The organism is Aeromonas sp. HMWF017, assembly GCF_003061465.1.
Classification (GTDB): Bacteria; Pseudomonadota; Gammaproteobacteria; order Enterobacterales; family Aeromonadaceae; genus Aeromonas; species Aeromonas veronii.
The window spans coordinates 4,800-23,891 of the sequence record NZ_QAJD01000154.1 but is presented as its reverse complement, the minus strand read 5'-3'; the positions used below and the strand labels follow the sequence as shown (position 1 = coordinate 23,891).

Genomic DNA, 19,092 nt, shown 5'->3' with positions numbered 1-19,092 from the left:
CACCACATCACTGCCGATCGGGATCTGGCAACCCGCCTCGACTTCTCTGACGAGTCGGAGCTGGGGCTGATGGCCCAAAGCTTCAATCGGCTGATCCAGAGCCTGAACCAGAGCTTCTCCCGCTTCCAGCAGTCAGGCAGCGCCCTCTCCGCCCAGTCGTCCCAATCCATGCAACAGGCCCAGGCACTGGCAGGAGAAGCGTGCCAGCAGGCCCAGAGCATTCAGGAGCTGACCACTGTGGTCACCACCATCGGTGACAACGCCGAGCAGATCGCCAGCCGCTCGGAAGGAGTCAACGACGTAACCCAACGCATCGCCAACCATATGCTCAGCATCGAGCAGGATGTGACCCAGAGCGCCGCGCAACTCGACACCTTGCGCAGCAGCATCGGCAGCTCCTCAGCCCTGCTCGATGAAGTGGTGAAAGACAGCAACAACATCACCCAGATCATGAACCTCATCCGCGATGTCTCGAACCAGACCAACCTGCTCGCCCTCAATGCGGCCATCGAAGCGGCCCGTGCGGGGGATATGGGACGGGGCTTTGCGGTGGTGGCCGACGAGGTACGCCAACTGGCGGTGCGTACCCAGACTGCCACCAAGGATGTGCAGGATCTTATCTTGCGCCTGCAGGAGGGAACCCGGCAGGCCAGCAGCTCGATGGCAGACTCCCGCAACCTGAGCGAAGAGGGATACAACCGGATGAATCAGGCCAGAGAGGTGCTGGTTGATGCCACCAGCCAAATCAACCAGACCGCCCTCGAGATCAACGAGATCAGCGCGCTGGCGCAGGCGCAGAATCAACAGATGGGGCAAGCCAGAACGGCGCTGGACGAGCTGGCCATGGTGGCCGAACACCAGCGGGAACACGCGCAGGAGAGCAATGCCGCCAGCCGCGAACTGTTCGAACTGGCCAAGGCCATCGACGAGCAGATCCGCCAATACCGGATTGGCTAGGCCCGGCGCTTCCCCCTCTCCCTCTCAATAACCAAGACGCCACCGCAGGGTGGCGTTTTCATTTTGCAAATCATTTTGCCTGCGCTCTCAAAAGGGGAATGACGACAAAACTCGCAAGACATTGATAATTAACATGAAAAAATGTGGAACGGCCATTGCTTAGTGATATCAGACTCAACAGAGGGATATCGCCATGAAACCGACCACCACTCAAGCGCCCGTAGCCCACGTCGCCACTCAAAAAGAGACACTGACCCCCCGCGAAGGCACCTTCCTGATGATGGTGGCCCAACTGGTGGTGCTCACCTGCATCGTACTGGCCGCCACCGTCGGCGGCCTCTCCTGGCAGTGGACCCTGCTGCTGGCCATTCCGCCGGTGATCGGCGGCGCCCTGCTCAGCCGGGTATGGGGCAAACTGCCCCGCTAACTGCGCTTCACCTCACACACCTTCCCGAACAGGCGGCCGACCCTCAAGTCGGCCGTCTGTTTATCTGCCACCTGGCTAATGCTGATTGGCCGCAACGAAGGCGCGGCTTGTTCTTCGCCAAGCAAACCGCAGCGACGAACCGTTCAAACAAACCGCACAAACCAACCTGAACTACAGGGTATGGCTGCCCAGCTGCTCTTTGAGAAAATCGAGCCAGACCCGCAGCCGGATATCCCGCTGGGCATCGGAGTAGAAGACCGCATTGATGGGGCGCGAGGCGCCGCTGTTGCTGCGGGACAGCACCTCCACCAGCGCGCCGCTCTCCCGATCCGGCCCGGTCATGAAATCTGACAGACAGACAATCCCCTGCCCCGCCAGCGCCAGCTGACGCAAGGTTTCGCCGCTGCTGGCACGCAGACTGGGGGTGATGGCAAAGCGATCCCCCTGCTCGGCACTGAGCAGCGGCCAGTGGTTGAGGTGATCGGGATGCAAAAAGCCGAGCAGCTCGTGACCGCTCAGCAGATCCGCCGGTTGGCGCGGGGTGCCGCGCTCGCTCAAGTAAGCAGGAGAGGCCAACAGCCGCAGCCGCGAACGGCCAAGGGGCAGCGCGCGCAGGGAGGAGTCGGTCAGCTCGCCGATACGGATGGCCATGTCCACCCGCCGCTCCATCAGATTGATAAAGCCCTCCGAGCTGTGCAGCTGTAGCTCGATGGCAGGGTAGCGGCGGCGAAACTCGCCGATGATCGGCACCAGCCGGTGCAGGATAAAGGGGGTGGCCGCATCGACTCTCAACACCCCTTCGGGTTGTTCCCGGCGCATCAGCAGATGCCCCTCCGCCTCGCTCATCTCGGTCAGGATCTTCACCGCCCGCAGATAGAACCAGCTCCCCTCCTCGGTCAGGCTGACCCGGCGGGTGGTGCGATTGAGCAGCACGGTGGAGAGCTTCTCCTCCAGCCGCTTGATACCGCGACTCACCACCGAGTTATCCATGCCAAGGTTCTCCGCCGCCTGGCGAAAACTGCCCGCCTCCACCACCGCCACAAACAGGGTCAGTTCATCAGAATGGGTCTTCATTGCTGTTATCCGGACAAGAGTAATGGGCCTTTATAGGCGCAGCCGCTATGGATTGGCAAGCGTGCTCAGACAGGCGATCTTGTTTTTCGAAGAGAAATAACCAGAGAGAATCACTATCTCTCACCCTTTTTAATCAGTAGAATGCGATCAAGAGGAATCGTATGAAGCCATATTATCAAGGGGATACATTAATGGAGTTTGAAGAACGGCTGGCTATTGCCCATCAACTACTGGCTGACAGTGGCCTCAAGGAATTTCACTACAATCCGTGGCTGTTCAAATTGCTGCGTAAACTCGGCGTCCCCGTCAAGCCGCCTTATTACGCGGGCTGGCTTACCAATTTCCTCTGTTCCGGCCTCTCTATTGCGCCGTTATGGGGTCTGATTATGTGGACATTCGTCTGGCATCCAGAGGGAAGGGATCTTTTATCAGCCCTGTTCAACACAGCCATGTTCGCTGGCGTATTTGGTCTTTTCACCTTAATTGGACTCTGGCTCAAACGCCGGCAGCTTGGATTGACCCCATGGGAGCAGTTGGAGCACCAGCACATCAATGAAGGCACAGCAGAAGAAGGTTAAAGCTCCTGCTGCCGATTGAAACTGAGTGCAATACAAGCTCTGAAGAGCACACTTTCACAGACTCGGACTCTCACCTTGCCGGATTTCGTTAAATTTTTTATCAGCTTTTCAATTAACTGCCTCATCCAAACCGCCATTGGCCTCTTGGTTCTCGCCTACAGGCTTTTTCGCCACCACAATGGCAACTGGCGCAACTATCGACGAAGCTGGGATCCTCTCCCTCTATTTGCCTCCATTTTCCTTGGCATGGTGATCGCAAAAAAGCTACATCCGGCCATCATGGCAGCCTTGTAATGATTGGCCATAGCTTGGACGTTCAATCAAGTAGTTCACTAGATGATCAAACAGTAGTGCCCTCACTGTGAGATAAGCACTGGATCAAAGCGTCCATGCGGGCCAAAAATATCTCTTTGCGGGTTTTAGGTGGTTTGCCATTGAACGCACAAACCGCGAAGGTGAGCTGGTGACTCATGCAGAAAAAGGGTTGTTGACTACAAATTCAGACAATCATTCATAAAACTTTCTCACTACTGCTATTGCTGCTCTCCCCTCAATACTGTTTTGCGACCAGCGCCCTGTTTCCAGCAAGTCACGGTGGGCATACTGATCCTTCGTTTTTGCCAAGGAGGTTCAGATGTCATCACCCGTGACTGTGATTGCCCAGCTTGAAGCCAAACCCGAATTCGCCGCCCAGTTTCGCGCCGCCCTTGAGCCGCTGATTGCGGCCACCTTGCAAGAGGCGGGCTGTCAGCGCTATCAGCTGCACCAAGACTTGGACAATCCAAACAGCTGGATGCTCTACGAGGTGTGGGAGAGCGAAGCGGCCCTCACCGCCCATCAGGGTCAGCCCCACTTTACCGAATTTGTCGCCAAGGCCGAGCCCTGGTTTGCCAGCAGCACCATTCGCCGCTATCAGCCACTGGGCGCTTGACTGACCCCTGTGCCGCTTACCATTCAGCCCGTCAAGGGCCAACCACCACCCCATTGAGGAACGAGATGATCAATATGCCACCCATGGGTCTGGGCACCTTCCGCCTGAAGGGCGAGCCGCTGCTTGCCACCCTGACCAACGGTCTGGAGCTGGGCTATCGCCATATCGATACCGCCCAGATCTATGACAACGAAGCCGAGGTCGGCGCCGTGCTGACCCGCAGCACTGTTGCCCGTCACGAGATCTATCTGACCACCAAGGTGTGGACCAGCGAGTTTGGCCCGGGCAAGCTGATCCCGAGCCTTGAGGTAAGCCTGGAAAAACTGGGCACCGACTATCTGGATCTGGCGCTGATCCATTGGCCCTCCCCCAAGGATGAGGTGCCGATGGCGGTCTATCTGGAGCAGTTGGCCGAGGCCAAGGCCCGGGGCCTGACCCGGGAGATCGGGGTCTCCAACTTCACCGTGGCCCAGCTCAAACAGGCTATCGAGATTTTGGGGGCTGGGGCCATCGCTCACCAGCAAATCGAAGTTCATCCCTTGCTGCAAAACCGCAAGGTGGTCGAGTTCTGCAAAGCCCAGGGTATCGCCGTCACCGCCTATATGCCGCTCGCCTATGGCAAGGTGCTGAGCGAGCCGCTGCTGATGGAGATTGGCCAGCGCCACGGGGTATCGGCGGCGCAGGTGTCGCTGGCCTGGCTGCTGGCGCAGGACATGGCAGTGATCCCGAGCTCCACCAAGCGGGAGAATCAGGCCGCCAATCTGGCCGCCCTCGATATCACCTTGAGCAGCGAGGAGATGGCCGCCATCGCCACGCTGGATCGGGGCGAGCGCTGTGCCAATCCCGACTTTGCCCCTGCATGGGACTGACGCGAAAGGCGTGAGACTAACGCGAAAGAAAGGCTGGCTCTGCCAGCAAGCCAGATAAAACAGGGAGAGCATCATGCTCTCCCTGTCTCTTTTCTTGCCTCACGCTTTGCAGCGCTTGCTGAACGTCCAGTCGCCACATTGATGCCAGATACAGCCCCGCAATCAGGGCGCGTTCTGGCAAAGGGCGGGATCGAACACCTGATGCCAGTCTGATTTCATATCGACCACCACCCAGCCCCGCGCTTTTGCCTGTGCCAGCCCGTCGATCAGCTTGCCGCTGGCTGGCGGATGGCTGTCGTAGGCGTATTCGCGCTTGGCATCGGTGTGGTGCACCAACAAACCAAAAGTGTGGTAATCCGGGTTGGTCGAGGTGTATTGCAGCATGGGCACGTCGCCATCGCTGTTGCCAAAGGCGCCGACCGGACGCTGCCCCATAAAGAGGTGAATGGCGGCCGGTTTCGCCTTGCTGTCATCGAAATAGGCGCCGTTCATGGTCTTGCGGATCTCGCTGCCCTCCCCGGTCAGGGCAAACTCGCCGAGGGTAAAGGAGCCAATCACCTGCTGGGGCGGGATGCCATACATCTGCTCGGACATCACCCGCATAAAATCGACGCCGCCGCCGGAGACAATCCAGGTCTGGAAGCCATTGTCCCGCAGATACCCCAACAGCTGCTTCATCGGCAGATAACCGAGCTGATCGTAGTGGCAGCCAAAACGGGGATCCTTGCTGCTGTTGACCCAGCGAGTGACCCGCTCAGCAAACTCGGTGGTAGTCATGCCGCTGTGGGTCAGTCCCACCAGCTTGGCGAGCCCCTTCTCCCCCGATTTGGCCACAGCCTTGAGGTCATTGTTCAGCACTGCCGCGACGATGGGGTCGGCCTTCCACTCCGGGTGTTCCGGCGCCAGGCGCTTGATCTCGTCCATCGCAAACTGCAGCTGATAGGTCATGGGCGCTTCCGGCCAGAGGGTGCCGTCATTGTCAAACACCACATGGCGCTTCTCTGGCGGAATAAAAGTGGCCTGCTGCTGATCGGTGGCATTGGTCACCCAGCGGGTGATCGCCTGCTTGGCCGCCGTGTCATTCCAGGCAGAGAGGGGATCGCTCTGGCCAGCCTGTACCGCAAAGGCGCCGCACAGCAGCAAAAGAGAGGAGAGTCGATTCAATGTCATCATGTTACCTGTCAGCTGGATATTGCCTGTCTATTGCCTGTAGATGAAAGCGCACGGCCATCACAACACCGGCGCGCATGGGTTCAACACACACGGGTTTCACAGGGAAAATCCTATGGCTGCCAGCTTGTACTGGAGCTTAAGCAAGCATAGAAAAGGAGCAGCGTTCATCCCGTTCTGCGAGGCAGATCACTGCGTTGCGCTCACGCAGCGGGCAACACAACCCCCTCCTCCCCATCGCCATTGCTGCTGATTTGGCAAAAGTAATTTGATGTCACCGTCATTTTTGCCAACAAAACCCATCGGCATACTGGCGCCATTCTCCCGTCGGGAGTCCCTAACCAAGGAGTTGTTATGCCACTGGCGTTATTTGCCCTTACCTTAAGTGCCTTTGCGATCGGCACCACCGAATTTGTGATCGTGGGGCTTATCCCCACCATTGCCCAGCAGCTCAATGTCTCGCTCCCCTCGGCGGGCCTGCTGGTCAGCCTCTATGCCCTTGGGGTGGCCATCGGCGCCCCCGTGCTCACAGCGCTGACCGGCAAAGTGCCGCGCAAGTGGCTGCTGGTAGGGCTGATGGCGCTCTTTACCGCCGGAAACCTGCTGGCCTGGCAGGCTCCCGGTTACGAGAGCCTGATTGTGGCCCGCATCCTGACCGGATTGGCGCACGGGGTCTTCTTCTCGGTGGGCAGCACCATAGCCACCGGACTGGTAGCCAAAGAGAAGGCGGCGAGCGCCATCGCCATCATGTTCAGCGGCCTTACTGTGGCGCTGGTGACCGGTGTACCGCTCGGCACCTGGATTGGTCAGGTCTTTGGCTGGCGGGAAACCTTTCTGGTGGTAAGCCTGCTGGGTCTGGTCGCCATGGTGGGCAGCCTGCTGCTGATCCCGAGCAACCTGCCCAAGGGGGCGGCCTCCACCATCCGCGAACAACTTTCGGTACTGACCAAGAAGCCGCTGCTGCTGGTCTACGCCAAGACAGCGCTTGGTTACGGCGGCGCCTTCACCGCGTTCACCTTCCTCGCCCCCATCCTGCAGCAGGTGAGCGGCTTTAGCGCCGGTGCGGTGAGTCTGATCCTGCTGGTTTACGGGGTATCGGTTGCCGTCGGCAATATCTGGGGCGGCAAGCTGGCCGACAAAATTGGTCCGTTGCCCGCGCTGAAGCTGCTGTTTGCCGGTCTGGCGCTGGTGCTGCTGGCCCTCACCTTCACCGCACCCCATCCGGTGCTGGCGGTGCTCACCGTGCTGGTGTGGGGCGCCTTTGCCTTCGGCAACGTGCCGGGTCTGCAGGTTCTGGTGGTGAAGCAGGCCGAACTGCACACCCCCAAGGCAGTGGATGTGGCATCGGGCCTCAATATTGCCGCCTTCAACGTCGGCATTGCGCTGGGATCTGTGGTCGGTGGTTTTGTGGTGGAACACCTCGGCCTGATGCACACCCCCTGGATCGGCGCCCTTATCGTGCTGCTGGCCTACGGGCTAACCCATGTCAGCGAGCGCCGCGAAGCCCTCCGACTCGCCGCCTGTCAGGCATAAGCTGCGCCAACAGGCGTCACGCAAGGGCGTGGCGCCTGCTGCAATCGGCGCGGCAGGCTTCTATGCTGTGACACAGCCTCAAGCCCTCAACTGTTTCAGCAACCAAGCCTGTCACCCTCGCATCATTTGCCACGGAGTCTGTTATGAAGGTGCTTATCGTCTATGCCCATCCCGAACCCAAAAGTTTCAACGGTGCCCTCTTCTGCCACGCCATCAGAACGCTGGAGCAGGCGGGCCACACAGTGATGACCAGCGATCTCTATGCCATGGGCTTTGATCCCGTCTCGGATCGGCGCAACTTCACCGCCGCCAGCGATCCCGATTTTCTCAAGCTGCAACTCGAAGAGCTGGCTGCCACCGAGCAGGGCAGCTTCGCCCCGCAGCTGGAGCAGGAGATGCAAAAGCTGGAGGCGGCCGATCTGCTGATCTTCCAGTTCCCGCTCTGGTGGTTTGGCCTGCCAGCCATCCTCAAGGGGTGGGTGGATCGGGTCTTTGCCATGGGACGGGTCTACGGTCAGGGCCATATCTACGAGAGCGGCAAGTTTCGCGGCAAGCGGGCCCTGCTGAGCCTGACCACCGGCGGCCCTGCCGAGACTTATCTGCCCGACGGCTTCAACGGCGATATCGACGGGGTGCTGCGCCCCATCCAGCGCGGGATCCTGCAATTTGTCGGCTTCGATGTGCTGCGCCCCCATATCTGCTATGCCCCGGTGCGGGTCTCGCAAGAAGAGCGGGAAGCCTGGCTCGCCCAGTGGGCCGAGCGCCTTGGCCAGATTGAGCAGGAGTCCCCCATCGCGGTCGGCCGCTACCAGTAGCGGCTGACGCAGCTGCCCCCCCCCCACACACAGCACAAAAACAGCGAGCGGCACCCGGCCGCTCGCTGTTTTTCACGCTCTGTCGTTATGGTTTTTGTTATCCGTTGGCGGACCTTATGCCGCCTGTTGCTCTCCGGCTTTGCCGGTCACCGCCCGCTTGAGCCAGTAGTCGAGGCTGACGTAGCGGCCCCCGCCGTAAACCAGCAGCACCAGCAGCATCACAAAGTAGGTGGCGGCAAATTCCATCCCGTTGTTGAGCATCACGGGATCCCCGAGCTCAGTGATGTAGTTGTAGCGACCGGGGAAGTTGGCGGCCAGCCACTCGATAAAGCCGTTGAGGCGCACAGTGGCCTCCATGCTGCCAGTGGCGATGGCGTCCCAACCGTGCTTCCAGTGCACCATGGCACTCGCCACGCTCATCAGGAAGATGGTGGGAATGGCCATGATGCGGGTAAAGAGGCCAAGGGCGATGCAGATGCAGCCCAGCACCTCGGTGCCCGCCGCCAGAAAAGCGAGCAGGGTCGGGAACGGCAGGTTGAGCCCCCCTTCCGAGACTGGGGCGCCAAACCAGGCGACCGTGCCGGCAAAGCCCATCACCTTGGAGTGGGCCCCCACATAGATGACCGGAATGAGATAGAGACGAATGGCCAGCAGGGCCAGAAAATCGAGCCGCTTGCACTGGGCCACCGCCCGCTCGTACCACTGGATAAGGGTGTTGTTCATGGGAATTCTCCTTGGTGTTTGCTAAATGAGGGCAAGGGAGTGCCAGGCTGGCACTCACCGACGGGCAGGGTAAGCAGACCCAGCCGGTAAAAATGGCGTGCCCATTCGGTCAGATCAAAATCGCTGCGAACCTGCTGCACCTGTTGCTGGAACGCGGTTTGGGTGATCCCCGGCTGCTGTTGCAGCAGCTGGATCAGCGCCACATCCCATTCGCGCAAGCGCTGGGTCACCACCCGATGATCCGGGCTGCGAAACAGGCCATAGAAGTGGTTGCCCTGCCGGGTAGGCAGCACGCCGCTGCGACGAATGGCAAAGGGGAGTTCAAGCAGTTGCAGGGTGGGATTGAGCACAAATGGACTCTCCGCCGTCACCTCAACACCCGGCAACACTTGCGGCACCACCCCTTGGTCAATCTCGACACAGAGGCAGGCCCACTCGTACTCCAGCAGCGCCAGCCGCTGTCTGGGCCAGTTGAGAGAGCCCTCGCTGTGGCGATGCTGCACATAGCGGACAAACTCGGTGGCGATATGGTGAAACTCGGGAGCTTCGGCGCCGTGCGCGATAACAAAGCCCTCCACCAGCTGCCACCTGTCCACCTGCGCCCAGTGAGCGTGGGTGAGCGGAAAAGCGCTCTCCAGCACCGACTCCACATTGGCGCGCACGCTGCGGGCATAGTGGCTGGCGATGCCATCGTGCGGTAGCCGCACCCGGCTCGCCAGCCAGGTGGTCTGCTGCTGCATCCGCTGTGGCGCCGTTTTGGGCGCAGTGATCAGAGATAACCGTCTATCCATAGCGCACCTCCCGCACCTGATGGTCGAACGCCTCGCAACAGGCGCCGTGCACCCGCGCCAGCTCGGCCTCCAGCTCTGCCAGCGGCGGCAGATGGTGATCCCGCTCCAGCAGCAGGGGGCGCAGGCCGTGGGTCTGCACCGTATAACGGGCCAACGCCACCACTTCCTCGCACACCGGTTTGCCGTGGGTATCCAGCAAGGTGCCGTCCGCCTCTTCCAGATGACCGGCGATATGGAAGTAGCGGATCGCATTGCCCGGCAGCCCGGCGATCATCCGCTTGGGGCAGTAACCGTGGTTGCGGCTGTTTACAAAGACGTTGTTGATATCGAGCAGCAGCTCGCAGCCGCTGCGCGCCACCAGCTCGGCGAGAAAATCCTCCTCCGGCATCTCGTGGTCATAGCCGTGGTAGTAGGAGATATTTTCCAGCACCAGCGGGCGGGCCAGCGCCTCCTGCACCTGCTCAATCCGCTCTGCCAGATAGGGGATGTTCTCCCACTGGCGCGGCACAGGTAAGAGCTCGTAAAGATAGCCCTGCTGGTCGCGGGAAAAGCTCAGGTGCTCGCTGTAGATCTCGATGCCGAACTCATCCAGAAAGGTGCGGATCTGGCCAAGCAGGGCGCGGTTGAGGGGCTGACAATCGCCGAGGGAGAGGCTGAGGCCGTGGGCCACCAGCGGGTAACGCTCGGCGATCCGGTGCAGCTGCTCGCGCTTGGCACCGCCGATGGCCATCCAGTTCTCCGGCGCCAGCTCGAGAAAGTCGATGCCGGGGCGGATGGGGCCGGAGCAGAGCGCATCCAGATGCTCTTGGCGCAGCCCAATCCCCCGACTGCGGGAGCTTATTGGCCGCATACCCCCTCCGTCATCTTGCTGCCGTTGCTGGAACCGGAGGTGTCGCCATCAATCCCCTGCTCCGCCACACCGCACTTGCCGTCACGGGCGCGCACCAGCCGACCCTGCGGATCGCTCTCTAAAGCCTGCTTTTCGAAGCGCTTCTCGGTGCCGCACTTGCCCGCCGCGCACTTGCCGCCGTGCTGTTCGCTGGGGGCGGCCTTGACCGGCGCATCGCTCGGGGTGGCCGCCAGCGCCAGCCCCGGCGTCAGGGCAATCAGGCCGGTCATGGCGATGGAGAGAGTCAGTTTGCCAGTGGTTTTATTGCTGCTTGAGTTACTCATGAGCGGACTCCTTGACGGATGAAACGGGGTAGCTGGAGAGATCGCGGGCGGCCACGATCTGGCCGTGGAACTGCTGCTTGACGATGGCCATCGCCTCTTTCTTGTGATTGAGACCAACCCCCATCCAGTGGCTCAGCACCAGCAGCTTGGGGTTCACCTCGGCGGCAATCTTGGCCACCACCGATGGCTTGGCGTGGAGCGAGGCCGAGACAGGGTCGGCCCCTTCATGGATGGCGAGCGGCATCACCAGAATGTCGGCCCCCTTGGCAAACGGCACAAAGGCCGGGTTGCTGCCGTTCTGATCCGCCGAGATAACGATGGTCCCCTCGGCGCTCTCGATGCGATAGGCCAGACAGGGCACGTCACCGTGAGGGATGCCGAGTGCGGTGATGGTCAGCCCATCCTGCTGATAGATGGTGTGGGGCTGCGGGCTCTGGTAGGGCACATCGTGCAAAGTGATGGGGAAGAGGCCATCGGTGCCATCCTTGAAGCCGCTCAGGTAGGCATAAGCGCCCTTGTCCTTGTTAAACAGGGCATCAAAGTAGCCGCTCATGCTGGGGAAGGCCGAGCCGGCTTGCGGCCCCGCCAGATCCAGCGGATCGCTGCGTTCGAAGAAGTAGGCCCCCTTGAGCAGGGCGGGCAGGTCGGTCACATGGTCGGTGTGAAAATGGGTGATGCCGATAAAATCGACCTCTTCGAGCTTGGCCCCCGCCTGACCGAAGCGCAGGTAGACGCCGCCACCGGCATCGATCAGGATGCGGGATTTCCCCTTCCACCAGATCACCTCGCTGGAGGAGGCGCGCAGATCGTCGGAGATGGGGCCGCCACTGCCGAGCACCTGCAGGGTGAAGGTTTTATCCAGTGGCGTCAGTTGTACCGGTTCAGCACAGGCCGGGGCGACGGTAAGCGCGCACCCGATGGCCAGCGCCACCGCTTTCAATCTCTGTTTCATCACAATTACCTGTCGGTTGGTTGTCGGTTGAAAGTGTGTCGTTTAAAGAGGGGGTGAGAGGGGCCGATGGCGACGTGTGAACACCAGCCACCGGCCGTGGTGAGGGGCGGTTTGCCCCCCACAGTCAGTTACCGTCCCGTTCGTCCGCTTGCCAGCGCGCTTCCAGCCAGAGCAGGTTGCACAGGCCCAGCAGCAGGGCGAATCCGAGGCCCAAAATCCAGGTGAAGTACCACATAGCAGATCCCTTGAGGTCAGTAGAGTTGATGGCTGTCGCGCTTGATGCGGGCGCGGTCGAGCTTGCCGCGCACCACCCGATAGACCCAGCCGGTATAGCCAAGGTTGATGGGGAGCAGCACCAGCACGATGCCGAACATGATGGCCAACGTCTTGTAGCTGGAGGTGCTGTCCCACAGGGTCAGGCTGCTGACTGCATCAAGTGATGAAGGGAGCACGAAGGGGAACAGGGCGATGGCCACCGAGCAGAGCATGGCGGCACAGGCGATGGCGCTGGCCAGCAGCGCAATCCGGCCCCGCTCCAGCCAGGAGGCAATCCCGCTCACCAGCGGCGCCAGCGCACCTGTGATCGGCACCAGCCACAGCAGCGGATAGTCAAAATAGTTGCGCAGCCAGCCACCAGCGTGGGGGATCACCCCCTTCATCAACGGGCTGATGGCGGCATTGGGGTCAAAGGCCTGCGTGCCCACACCGGTCAGCTGAAAGCCCGGCAGATCCACCAGATGCCAGCCCGCCAGCAGGTAGCAGAGGCTCACCAGCGGGGCCAGCAAGATGGCGATCCCCCGTGCGCGCAACGCAGGGGTGCCGGTCACCTTGGCTTGCAGAAAACCGGCGCCGTGCAGCAACAACAGGGTGATGGCGGTGGCGAGCACCGAGAGCAGCCAGCCCCAGTGGAAGTCGAATGCGCCATAGTGCAGGCGCAGCGCCGTGTCGAAGCGAAACGGCAAGCCCTGCATCACCAGACCGATGGCAGCGCCCAGGATCAGGGTTGGCACCAGACCACCGGCCACCAATGCGCGATCCCACCAGCGACGCCACAGCGGATCGGCCAGCTTGCTGCGATAGTCAAAGCCGACCGGACGCAGAAAGAGCCCAAGCAACAACACCACCATGGGGATATAAAGCCCCGAGAAAGCGGCGGCATAAACCAGCGGCCAGGCGGCGAACAGGGCGCCGGCACCGGCGATCAGCCACACCTGATTGCCCTCCCACACCGGCCCCACGCTGTTGATCACCAGTCGGCGGTCGTCGTCATCTTTCGACACCACCGGCAGCAGCATGGCGATGCCGAGATCGAAGCCATCCATCACGATAAAACCGACCATCATGAAGAGCACCAGCGCCCACCAGATGAGTTTCAGGGTTGCGTAATCCATCAGGCGATCCTCGCAAGTTCGGGTTGTTCACCGCTGTAGCGGCCGGTATGGAGAATGGCGGGCCCCTTGCGGATCACATGGCGCAACAGGAACAGCTCCACCACCAGCAACAGGGTGTAGATGGAACAGATGGCGATCAGACTGAACCAGAGTTGGCCCGGCTGAAGCAAAGAGACCGAGGCCGAGACCGGCAGCACATCGCTGATGGTCCAGGGTTGACGGCCAAGTTCGGCCACCAGCCAGCCCGCCTCGATGGCAATCCAGGGCAGCGGAATGCTCCAGAGCAGGGTCTTGAGCAGCCGTGGCGAGTCTTGCAGCCGGTTGCGGCAGAGCTGGACAAAGCTCACCACCATCAGCCCCAGCATGGTGACGCCAAGCCCCACCATCACCCGAAAGCCCCAGAACAGCGGTGCCACTGGCGGGATGGAGTCATCGACCGCTTTGGCAATCTCCGCCTCACCGGCCTTGGCGATATTGCTGGCATAGGGAGTCAACAGCATGCCGTAACCGAGATCCTTGCCGTGCTGCTCGAAGCGGGCGCGATTGGCCGGGCTGTCATTGCCGCGTCGGATCTGGTCGAGGGCCGCTGCCGCCACCATGCCGCTGCGAATACGCGCCTCGTTCTGCACCTTGATATCCTTGAGGCCGGTCACCGCTTCGTCGATAGAGCGGGTGGCGATGATCCCCATCAGGTACGGGATCTTGATGGCGGCGTGAGTGGTCTGCGCCTGCTGATCCGGGAAGCCGAACAGGGTGAATGAGGCAGGGGCTGGCTCGGTCTCCCACTCCGCCTCAATGGCGGCGAGCTTGACCTTCTGCACCTCGCCGGTGCGATAGCCAGACTCATCCCCCAGCACGATGACCGAGAGGATGGCCGCCAGCCCGAAGCCGGAGGCGATGGCGAAGGAGCGCAGGGCAAACTGCACCTCGGTTTTGCGCAGCAGATACCAGCTGCTCACCCCCATCACGAACATGGAGGCCGCCACATAGCCCGCCGCGACGGTGTGAACGAACTTCACCTGCGCCACCGGGTTAAAGAGCACGGCGGCGATATCCACCAGCTCCATCCGCTGGGTCAGCAGGTTGAACTCGGCCCCCACCGGGTTTTGCATCCAGCCGTTGCCGATCAGGATCCACAGTGCCGAGAGGTTGGAGCCGAGCGCCACCAGCATGGTCACCAGCAGGTGCTTGCCGCGGGAGAGCTTGTCCCAGCCGAAGAAGAAGAGCCCCACCAGGGTCGATTCGAGGAAGAAAGCCATCAGCCCCTCGATGGCCAGCGGGGTACCGAAGATGTCCCCCACGTAGTGGGAGTAATAGGCCCAGTTGGTGCCGAACTGAAACTCCATGGTGATCCCCGTGGTGACCCCCATGACGAAGTTGATGCCAAACAGTTTGCCCCAGAAGCGGGTGATGTCCTGATAGATCACCTTGCCGGTCATCACATAGGCCGACTCGGCGATCACCAGGATCCAGGACAGCCCCAGCGTGAGGGGCACAAACAGGAAGTGGAACAGGGCCGTGGCGCCAAATTGCAGGCGAGACAGGCTGACCACGTCATCCGGATTGATCATGCGTCACTCTCTTTTGTTGTATTTGCCTTGCACGTTTCGTGCGTGACAAGTACATCACGGAGCATGACACCTATAACAGATGCAGTTATATTGAATTACACCTATAACAGTTGATCCAGATCATGTCCCTTTACCAGCAGTTGGCCGACCGCCTGCAAAGCCAGATCGACGAAGGCATCTGGCAACCGGGGGAGCGCATCCCCTCCATTCGCCAGAGCTGCAAGACCCACGGGCTCAGCCCCATGACAGTGTTGCAGGCCTATCAACTGCTCGAAAGCCAGGGGCGGATCCTCGCCCGCCCCCAGTCCGGTTACTACGTCAAAGCCGCCTCACCACAGGTCGTGCAGCACACGCCGAGCCAGACCCACTACAGCGGTTCGGTGGATATCAACGATCTGGTGTTCGAGGTGTTGCAGGCGAGCAAATCGCGGGATCTGGTGCCTCTTGGCATGTCGGTAGCAGACCCGACCCTGTTCCCCCATCCCCAGCTCGGGCGTGCGCTGGCCAGCTGCATGCGCAAGCTCGACCCCTTCAGTACGGTGGCCGACCTGCCCCCCGGCAACGAAGCGCTGCGCCGTGCCATTGCCCAGCGCTACGCCAGCGACGGGGTGGCGGTCAATCCGCAGGAGATCATCATTACCACCGGCGCCATGGAGGCGCTCTCCCTCAGTCTGCAGGTGCTGACCGAGCCCGGTGACTGGGTGGTGGTGGAGTCCCCCACCTTCTATGGCGCCCTGCAGGCCATCGAGCGGCTGAAACTCAAGGCGGTGGAGATCCCGGTCATTCCGGGGGTGGGCATCGATCTCGACCTGCTGACCGACGCCCTCACCCGTATTCCGGTCAAGGCGTGCTGGCTGATGGGCAATGTGCAGCACCCGCTGGGCCACACCATGCCGGATAGCCACAAAGCGCGGCTGATGGCGCTGCTCAACAGCCACGGGGTGCCGCTGGTGGAGGATGACGTCTATGCGGAGGTCTACTTTGGCCGCGAGCGCCCCAAGCCGATCCGCCACTGGGATCAGCGCGGCGACAGCCTGCTCTGCAGCTCGTTCTCCAAGTGTCTGGCGCCGGGCTTTCGGGTCGGCTGGGTGGTGGCGGGGCCCCATGCCGAGCGGGTGCAGCGACTCCAGCTGATGTCCACCCTCTCCACCAATGTACCGAGCCAGCTGGCGCTGGCCGAGATGCTGCGCCAGGGCGGGGTCGATGCCCACTTTCGCCGTCTTCGCCACACTCTGGTTCAGCGCCAGCAGCAGATGCGGGCTGCACTACAGCGACTGTTGCCCGCCGACGTGCGGATCTCCTCCCCCGATGGCGGCTACTTTCTCTGGCTGGAGTTTCCGCCCCGCCTCGACAGCCGCGCCCTGCACGCCAAGGCTCTGGGCAGCGGTTTTTCAGTGGCCCCCGGCGCGCTCTTCTCCAGTCAGGGGCAGCACAACCACTGCCTGCGCCTCAACAGCTCCCATCCCTGGAGCGAGCAGCTGGAGCAGGCCCTCACCCGGCTGGCGGCGCTGATTGCCGCACAACTCGGTGAAAAGTAACGAGGCAAAGAGCCGCTGGCGAAACGAACAAAGGCCCGTAACGGGCCTTTGTGGTTGGGGAATGGCGCGGCTTGGCTCGCCATTAGATGCAGGTCATCTAGCCATGATCTGCGACTGCACCTTGAAGCCCAGTGCCTCGTAGAGCGCTTTGGCACGCTCGTTGAAGGCCATCACCTCCAGCCGGATTTGCTGAGCATCACGGGCCTTGGCCCACTCATCGCAATGGGCGATCAGCGCCTTGCCAATCCCGCGGGAACGGTGCTGCTCATCCACCACCACAGAGCCGATGCGGCAAATCGGCGCACGAGTGAGAAACGGCACAGAGTCATTGATGTCGATCCGCGCCGTCAAAAAGCCCACCACAATGCCATCCTGCTCGGCAACGCAGAATAGACGCCCTTCTGCGCCGATGGCACTCAGCAAAAATGCCCGTTCCTCTGGTGACGGCGGGCAGAACACCTCGGGATAGTGCTCGTAGTGGATCTCTCCTATCTGACGGTTCAGCTCGACAATGGCGTCGATATCCAGTTCGGTTGCCTTGCGTATCTCCAACGGTTGCTCCTTGCAAATCTGATGTTGGTCCTGCGCCATCTTAGGTGCTGTGCCCCGCAATCAACAGAGGCTCATCCGTATCTTTTTACAACTACCAGAAACAACAACGCCCCTTGAGCGGGGCGTTATCGGCAATCCATGGCAGTGAAGGATATCAGGCGGGGGCGTTAAGTTGGGCCACCTGCCGCTCGATGCTTCCTTTCAGGTTGTCATCGAGCTTGAGGGCCCGCGCCAGCTCGTCGAGATAACCGCGCTCCATAAAGTGGTCCACCTCGATGGCGAGCAGAGAGGCGAGATAGACCTCGGTCGCCAGCTCCATATCGGTCACTTCCCGCGCCAGTGCGTGGGGGTCGAGGGGGCGCGCCAGCTCGGCGTCAATCCAGCGAGCGGCATCGCTCTGGCCCTGTTCGGTCAGGTACTCCTGAATTTTCTGGCGCTCGGCACCGTCGATATGGCCATCGGCCCGAGCCGCGGCCACCATGGCGCGCACCAAAAGCGCCGCGCGGGCATCCAGCGCATTGCCTTCCAGCCCGCTGATGGGATGAGTGGGCTGGGCCGGTGCCGCCTGCTGGGCCTGCCAATCCTGATAGAGCTTGTAGGCCAGCCCGCCAAGGGCCGCTGCGCCGCCCACGGCAGCGGCCTTGCCGCCATATTTGCGCACTTTTTTATTGCCCAGCAGCAGACCGAGCGCGCCACCGGCCAGCGCCCCCTGCATCTGCCCCTTGCGCTTGTCTCCGCCTTCGTTGAGCCAGCCTTTGCCAGCCCCCAGCAACTGTTCCAGCATCTGTTTCATGGTGTCACTCCTGCGGCTATGTTCCCGTCGATAGAGCCAGATAGTGACCCCGCCCCCCTGAATCGGGGATGAACCCTTGACCGGGCAGGCCGATGGGGCAAAGCTCAGGGAAACCCTTCAGGCAATAAGGAGGTAACTGTGCCCAATCGCGAACTGACCCTGCAATTTCTGGCCGAACCCTCCGACGTCAATTTCGGCGGCAAGGTACACGGCGGCATGGTGATGAAGTGGATCGACCAGGCGGGCTATGCCTGCGCCGCTGGCTGGTGTGGCGGCTATGCGGTGACCGTCTATGTGGGGGGGATCCGCTTTTTGCGCCCGATCCAGATTGGCCAACTGGTGGAGGTGCACGCCCAGGTGATCCACACCGGCACCACCAGCATGCATCTGGCGGTGGATGTCTACAGCCGCCACCCCACCGACGCCGAGCGCCACAAGACCACCCACTGCATCATCATCTTCGTGGCGATGGATGAGCAGGGCAAACCGACCCCGGTGCCCCAGTGGCAGCCGGTGAGCGAGAGCGATCTGCAGTTGCAGCAGTACGCCAAAAAGCTGATCGCCCTGCGCGAGGAGATCGACAAGGAGATGCGCCAGCACCTCTGACCCTTCGCGACTCCCCTCCCCGACACAGCGGGACGCTTTCGGCCAACGGCGGCGCCCCTGTATAATCCCCCCTCTTCCCGCAACCGGAACCCTGCCCATGTCACTGGAAACTGCCCCGCCCGAGGTGAAACTCGCGGTGGACCTTATCGAACTGCTGGAAACCAATGAGCTGGCCCCCGAGCTGGTGCTGGCGGCGCTGGCCATCGTAAAAAATGACTACGAGCGCAAGCTGGCGGAGGGGAAGGATCTCTGATCGGCCCTCACACATTGTTGCGCTTTTTCAGACTTCAACTTTTCCCCATACCGCAAATTACTGCGGCCCCATCACCTCGTCACAAAGGGCGATCAGGGCCGAACTCAAGCGGGTGAGCGGCTCGCTCCCGCGTCCCCCGGCATGGAGCGCCAGCTCCACCGGCGCCACCCTGGGCCACTGGATCAGGGCCAGCTGATCGGCGGGCATCAGCCGTTTGGGCAGCAAGCTCACCCCGATCCCCGCACTCACCGCCCCCTGCAAACTGGCAAGGCTGGCGCTGACATAGGCAATACGCCAACGCCGACCGAGGCCATCGAGCGCCTCGGTCATCTGCCGCCGATAGAGCCCTTCGCTCGGGAACACCACCAGCGGCAGCGGATCCCGTTCCCGGGCGG

23 protein-coding genes are annotated in these 19,092 nt (G+C 61.5%); 10 read left to right on the top strand and 13 right to left on the bottom strand.

The window, feature by feature from the left end:
• Positions 1 to 957, top strand: a 957-nt coding sequence (locus DBR30_RS22420; protein WP_258224467.1) for a methyl-accepting chemotaxis protein, incomplete at its 5' end; no start/stop codon positions are given.
• A gap of 193 nt (positions 958 to 1,150) precedes the next feature.
• Entirely contained in the window at positions 1,151 to 1,384 is a 234-nt protein-coding gene (locus tag DBR30_RS16745) for a hypothetical protein (RefSeq protein WP_005337550.1), read from the top strand.
• 171 nt (positions 1,385 to 1,555) lie between these two features.
• Here the strand turns inward: DBR30_RS16745 and DBR30_RS16740 are convergent, their stop codons facing one another.
• Positions 1,556 to 2,458 (bottom strand): LysR substrate-binding domain-containing protein, encoded by a 903-nt coding sequence (locus tag DBR30_RS16740; RefSeq protein ID WP_108540878.1) that lies wholly within the window; start codon positions 2,456 to 2,458, stop codon positions 1,556 to 1,558.
• Positions 2,459 to 2,649: 191 nt separating this feature from the next.
• Here DBR30_RS16740 and DBR30_RS16735 point away from each other — a divergent pair, with 191 nt between their 5' ends.
• The 3 genes from DBR30_RS16735 (at position 2,650) to dkgB (ending at position 4,836) form a co-directional block, all read left to right on the top strand.
• Complete coding sequence (locus DBR30_RS16735; protein ID WP_108540881.1) at positions 2,650 to 3,036, top strand: DUF6404 family protein; 387 nt, start codon at positions 2,650 to 2,652, stop codon at positions 3,034 to 3,036.
• Positions 3,037 to 3,670: 634 nt separating this feature from the next.
• Positions 3,671 to 3,967, top strand: coding sequence for a putative quinol monooxygenase (locus tag DBR30_RS16730; RefSeq protein ID WP_108540879.1), 297 nt, complete (start codon positions 3,671 to 3,673; stop codon positions 3,965 to 3,967).
• A 65-nt stretch (positions 3,968 to 4,032) separates the two neighbouring features.
• Entirely contained in the window at positions 4,033 to 4,836 is an 804-nt protein-coding gene (gene dkgB / locus DBR30_RS16725; protein WP_108540880.1) for a 2,5-didehydrogluconate reductase DkgB, read from the top strand.
• Between the two features lie 162 nt (positions 4,837 to 4,998).
• Here dkgB and DBR30_RS16720 read toward each other — a convergent pair whose 3' ends face one another.
• A complete protein-coding gene (locus tag DBR30_RS16720; protein WP_258224466.1) occupies positions 4,999 to 6,009 on the bottom strand; it encodes an HAD family hydrolase in 1,011 nt (336 codons plus the stop codon).
• Between the two features lie 351 nt (positions 6,010 to 6,360).
• Here DBR30_RS16720 and DBR30_RS16715 point away from each other — a divergent pair, with 351 nt between their 5' ends.
• Both DBR30_RS16715 and DBR30_RS16710 read left to right on the top strand, forming a co-directional pair.
• A complete protein-coding gene (locus DBR30_RS16715) occupies positions 6,361 to 7,539 on the top strand; it encodes an MFS transporter (protein ID WP_108542181.1) in 1,179 nt (392 codons plus the stop codon).
• A gap of 143 nt (positions 7,540 to 7,682) precedes the next feature.
• On the top strand, positions 7,683 to 8,354 hold the full coding sequence (locus DBR30_RS16710) for an NAD(P)H-dependent oxidoreductase (RefSeq protein ID WP_108588441.1): 672 nt from the start codon (positions 7,683 to 7,685) through the stop codon (positions 8,352 to 8,354).
• A gap of 114 nt (positions 8,355 to 8,468) precedes the next feature.
• Here the strand turns inward: DBR30_RS16710 and DBR30_RS16705 are convergent, their stop codons facing one another.
• The 8 genes from DBR30_RS16705 to DBR30_RS16670 all read right to left on the bottom strand — a co-directional run bounded on the left by DBR30_RS16705 (position 8,469) and on the right by DBR30_RS16670 (position 14,955).
• A complete protein-coding gene (locus DBR30_RS16705) occupies positions 8,469 to 9,077 on the bottom strand; it encodes an HvfX family Cu-binding RiPP maturation protein (protein ID WP_108542183.1) in 609 nt (202 codons plus the stop codon).
• Complete coding sequence (locus DBR30_RS16700) at positions 9,074 to 9,868, bottom strand: HvfC/BufC family peptide modification chaperone (protein ID WP_108588440.1); 795 nt, start codon at positions 9,866 to 9,868, stop codon at positions 9,074 to 9,076. The genes DBR30_RS16705 and DBR30_RS16700 overlap by 4 nt, the downstream gene beginning before the upstream one ends.
• A complete protein-coding gene (locus DBR30_RS16695) occupies positions 9,861 to 10,718 on the bottom strand; it encodes a DUF692 domain-containing protein (protein WP_108588439.1) in 858 nt (285 codons plus the stop codon). The genes DBR30_RS16700 and DBR30_RS16695 overlap by 8 nt, the downstream gene beginning before the upstream one ends.
• Positions 10,706 to 11,041, bottom strand: coding sequence for a hypothetical protein (locus DBR30_RS16690; RefSeq protein WP_108542185.1), 336 nt, complete (start codon positions 11,039 to 11,041; stop codon positions 10,706 to 10,708). The genes DBR30_RS16695 and DBR30_RS16690 overlap by 13 nt, the downstream gene beginning before the upstream one ends.
• Positions 11,034 to 11,993 carry an MBL fold metallo-hydrolase gene (locus tag DBR30_RS16685; RefSeq protein ID WP_108542186.1) on the bottom strand — a complete coding sequence of 320 codons (960 nt, stop codon included), beginning with the start codon at positions 11,991 to 11,993 and terminating at the stop codon, positions 11,034 to 11,036. Before DBR30_RS16685 ends, DBR30_RS16690 begins: the two co-directional genes overlap by 8 nt.
• Before the next feature lie 124 nt (positions 11,994 to 12,117).
• Positions 12,118 to 12,228: a cytochrome bd-I oxidase subunit CydX gene (gene cydX, locus DBR30_RS16680; RefSeq protein ID WP_005337572.1), complete on the bottom strand. Its 111-nt coding sequence runs from the start codon at positions 12,226 to 12,228 to the stop codon at positions 12,118 to 12,120.
• Between the two features lie 16 nt (positions 12,229 to 12,244).
• Complete coding sequence (cydB, locus tag DBR30_RS16675) at positions 12,245 to 13,384, bottom strand: cytochrome d ubiquinol oxidase subunit II (protein WP_108542187.1); 1,140 nt, start codon at positions 13,382 to 13,384, stop codon at positions 12,245 to 12,247.
• Entirely contained in the window at positions 13,384 to 14,955 is a 1,572-nt protein-coding gene (locus tag DBR30_RS16670) for a cytochrome ubiquinol oxidase subunit I (protein ID WP_108588438.1), read from the bottom strand. The genes cydB and DBR30_RS16670 overlap by 1 nt, the downstream gene beginning before the upstream one ends.
• A gap of 122 nt (positions 14,956 to 15,077) precedes the next feature.
• Here DBR30_RS16670 and DBR30_RS16665 point away from each other — a divergent pair, with 122 nt between their 5' ends.
• Complete coding sequence (locus DBR30_RS16665) at positions 15,078 to 16,493, top strand: aminotransferase-like domain-containing protein (protein ID WP_108588437.1); 1,416 nt, start codon at positions 15,078 to 15,080, stop codon at positions 16,491 to 16,493.
• Between the two features lie 93 nt (positions 16,494 to 16,586).
• On the opposite strand, the gene DBR30_RS16660 is transcribed toward DBR30_RS16665, so the two are convergent.
• Together DBR30_RS16660 and DBR30_RS16655 are read right to left on the bottom strand one after the other, a co-directional pair.
• A complete protein-coding gene (locus DBR30_RS16660) occupies positions 16,587 to 17,045 on the bottom strand; it encodes a GNAT family N-acetyltransferase (RefSeq protein ID WP_181363608.1) in 459 nt (152 codons plus the stop codon).
• A 154-nt stretch (positions 17,046 to 17,199) separates the two neighbouring features.
• Entirely contained in the window at positions 17,200 to 17,838 is a 639-nt protein-coding gene (locus DBR30_RS16655; protein ID WP_108542189.1) for a tellurite resistance TerB family protein, read from the bottom strand.
• Positions 17,839 to 17,976: 138 nt separating this feature from the next.
• Between DBR30_RS16655 and DBR30_RS16650 the strand changes: the two genes are divergently transcribed.
• Both DBR30_RS16650 and rsmS read left to right on the top strand, forming a co-directional pair.
• Complete coding sequence (locus DBR30_RS16650) at positions 17,977 to 18,444, top strand: acyl-CoA thioesterase (protein ID WP_108542190.1); 468 nt, start codon at positions 17,977 to 17,979, stop codon at positions 18,442 to 18,444.
• A 97-nt stretch (positions 18,445 to 18,541) separates the two neighbouring features.
• The gene (rsmS, locus tag DBR30_RS16645) at positions 18,542 to 18,697 is read left to right on the top strand and encodes a pleiotropic regulatory protein RsmS (RefSeq protein ID WP_108542191.1); all 156 of its coding nucleotides are present in this window, start codon (positions 18,542 to 18,544) and stop codon (positions 18,695 to 18,697) included.
• A 57-nt stretch (positions 18,698 to 18,754) separates the two neighbouring features.
• Here rsmS and DBR30_RS22415 read toward each other — a convergent pair.
• Positions 18,755 to 19,092: LysR substrate-binding domain-containing protein (locus DBR30_RS22415; protein ID WP_258224465.1), on the bottom strand; the 338-nt coding region annotated here is incomplete at its 5' end.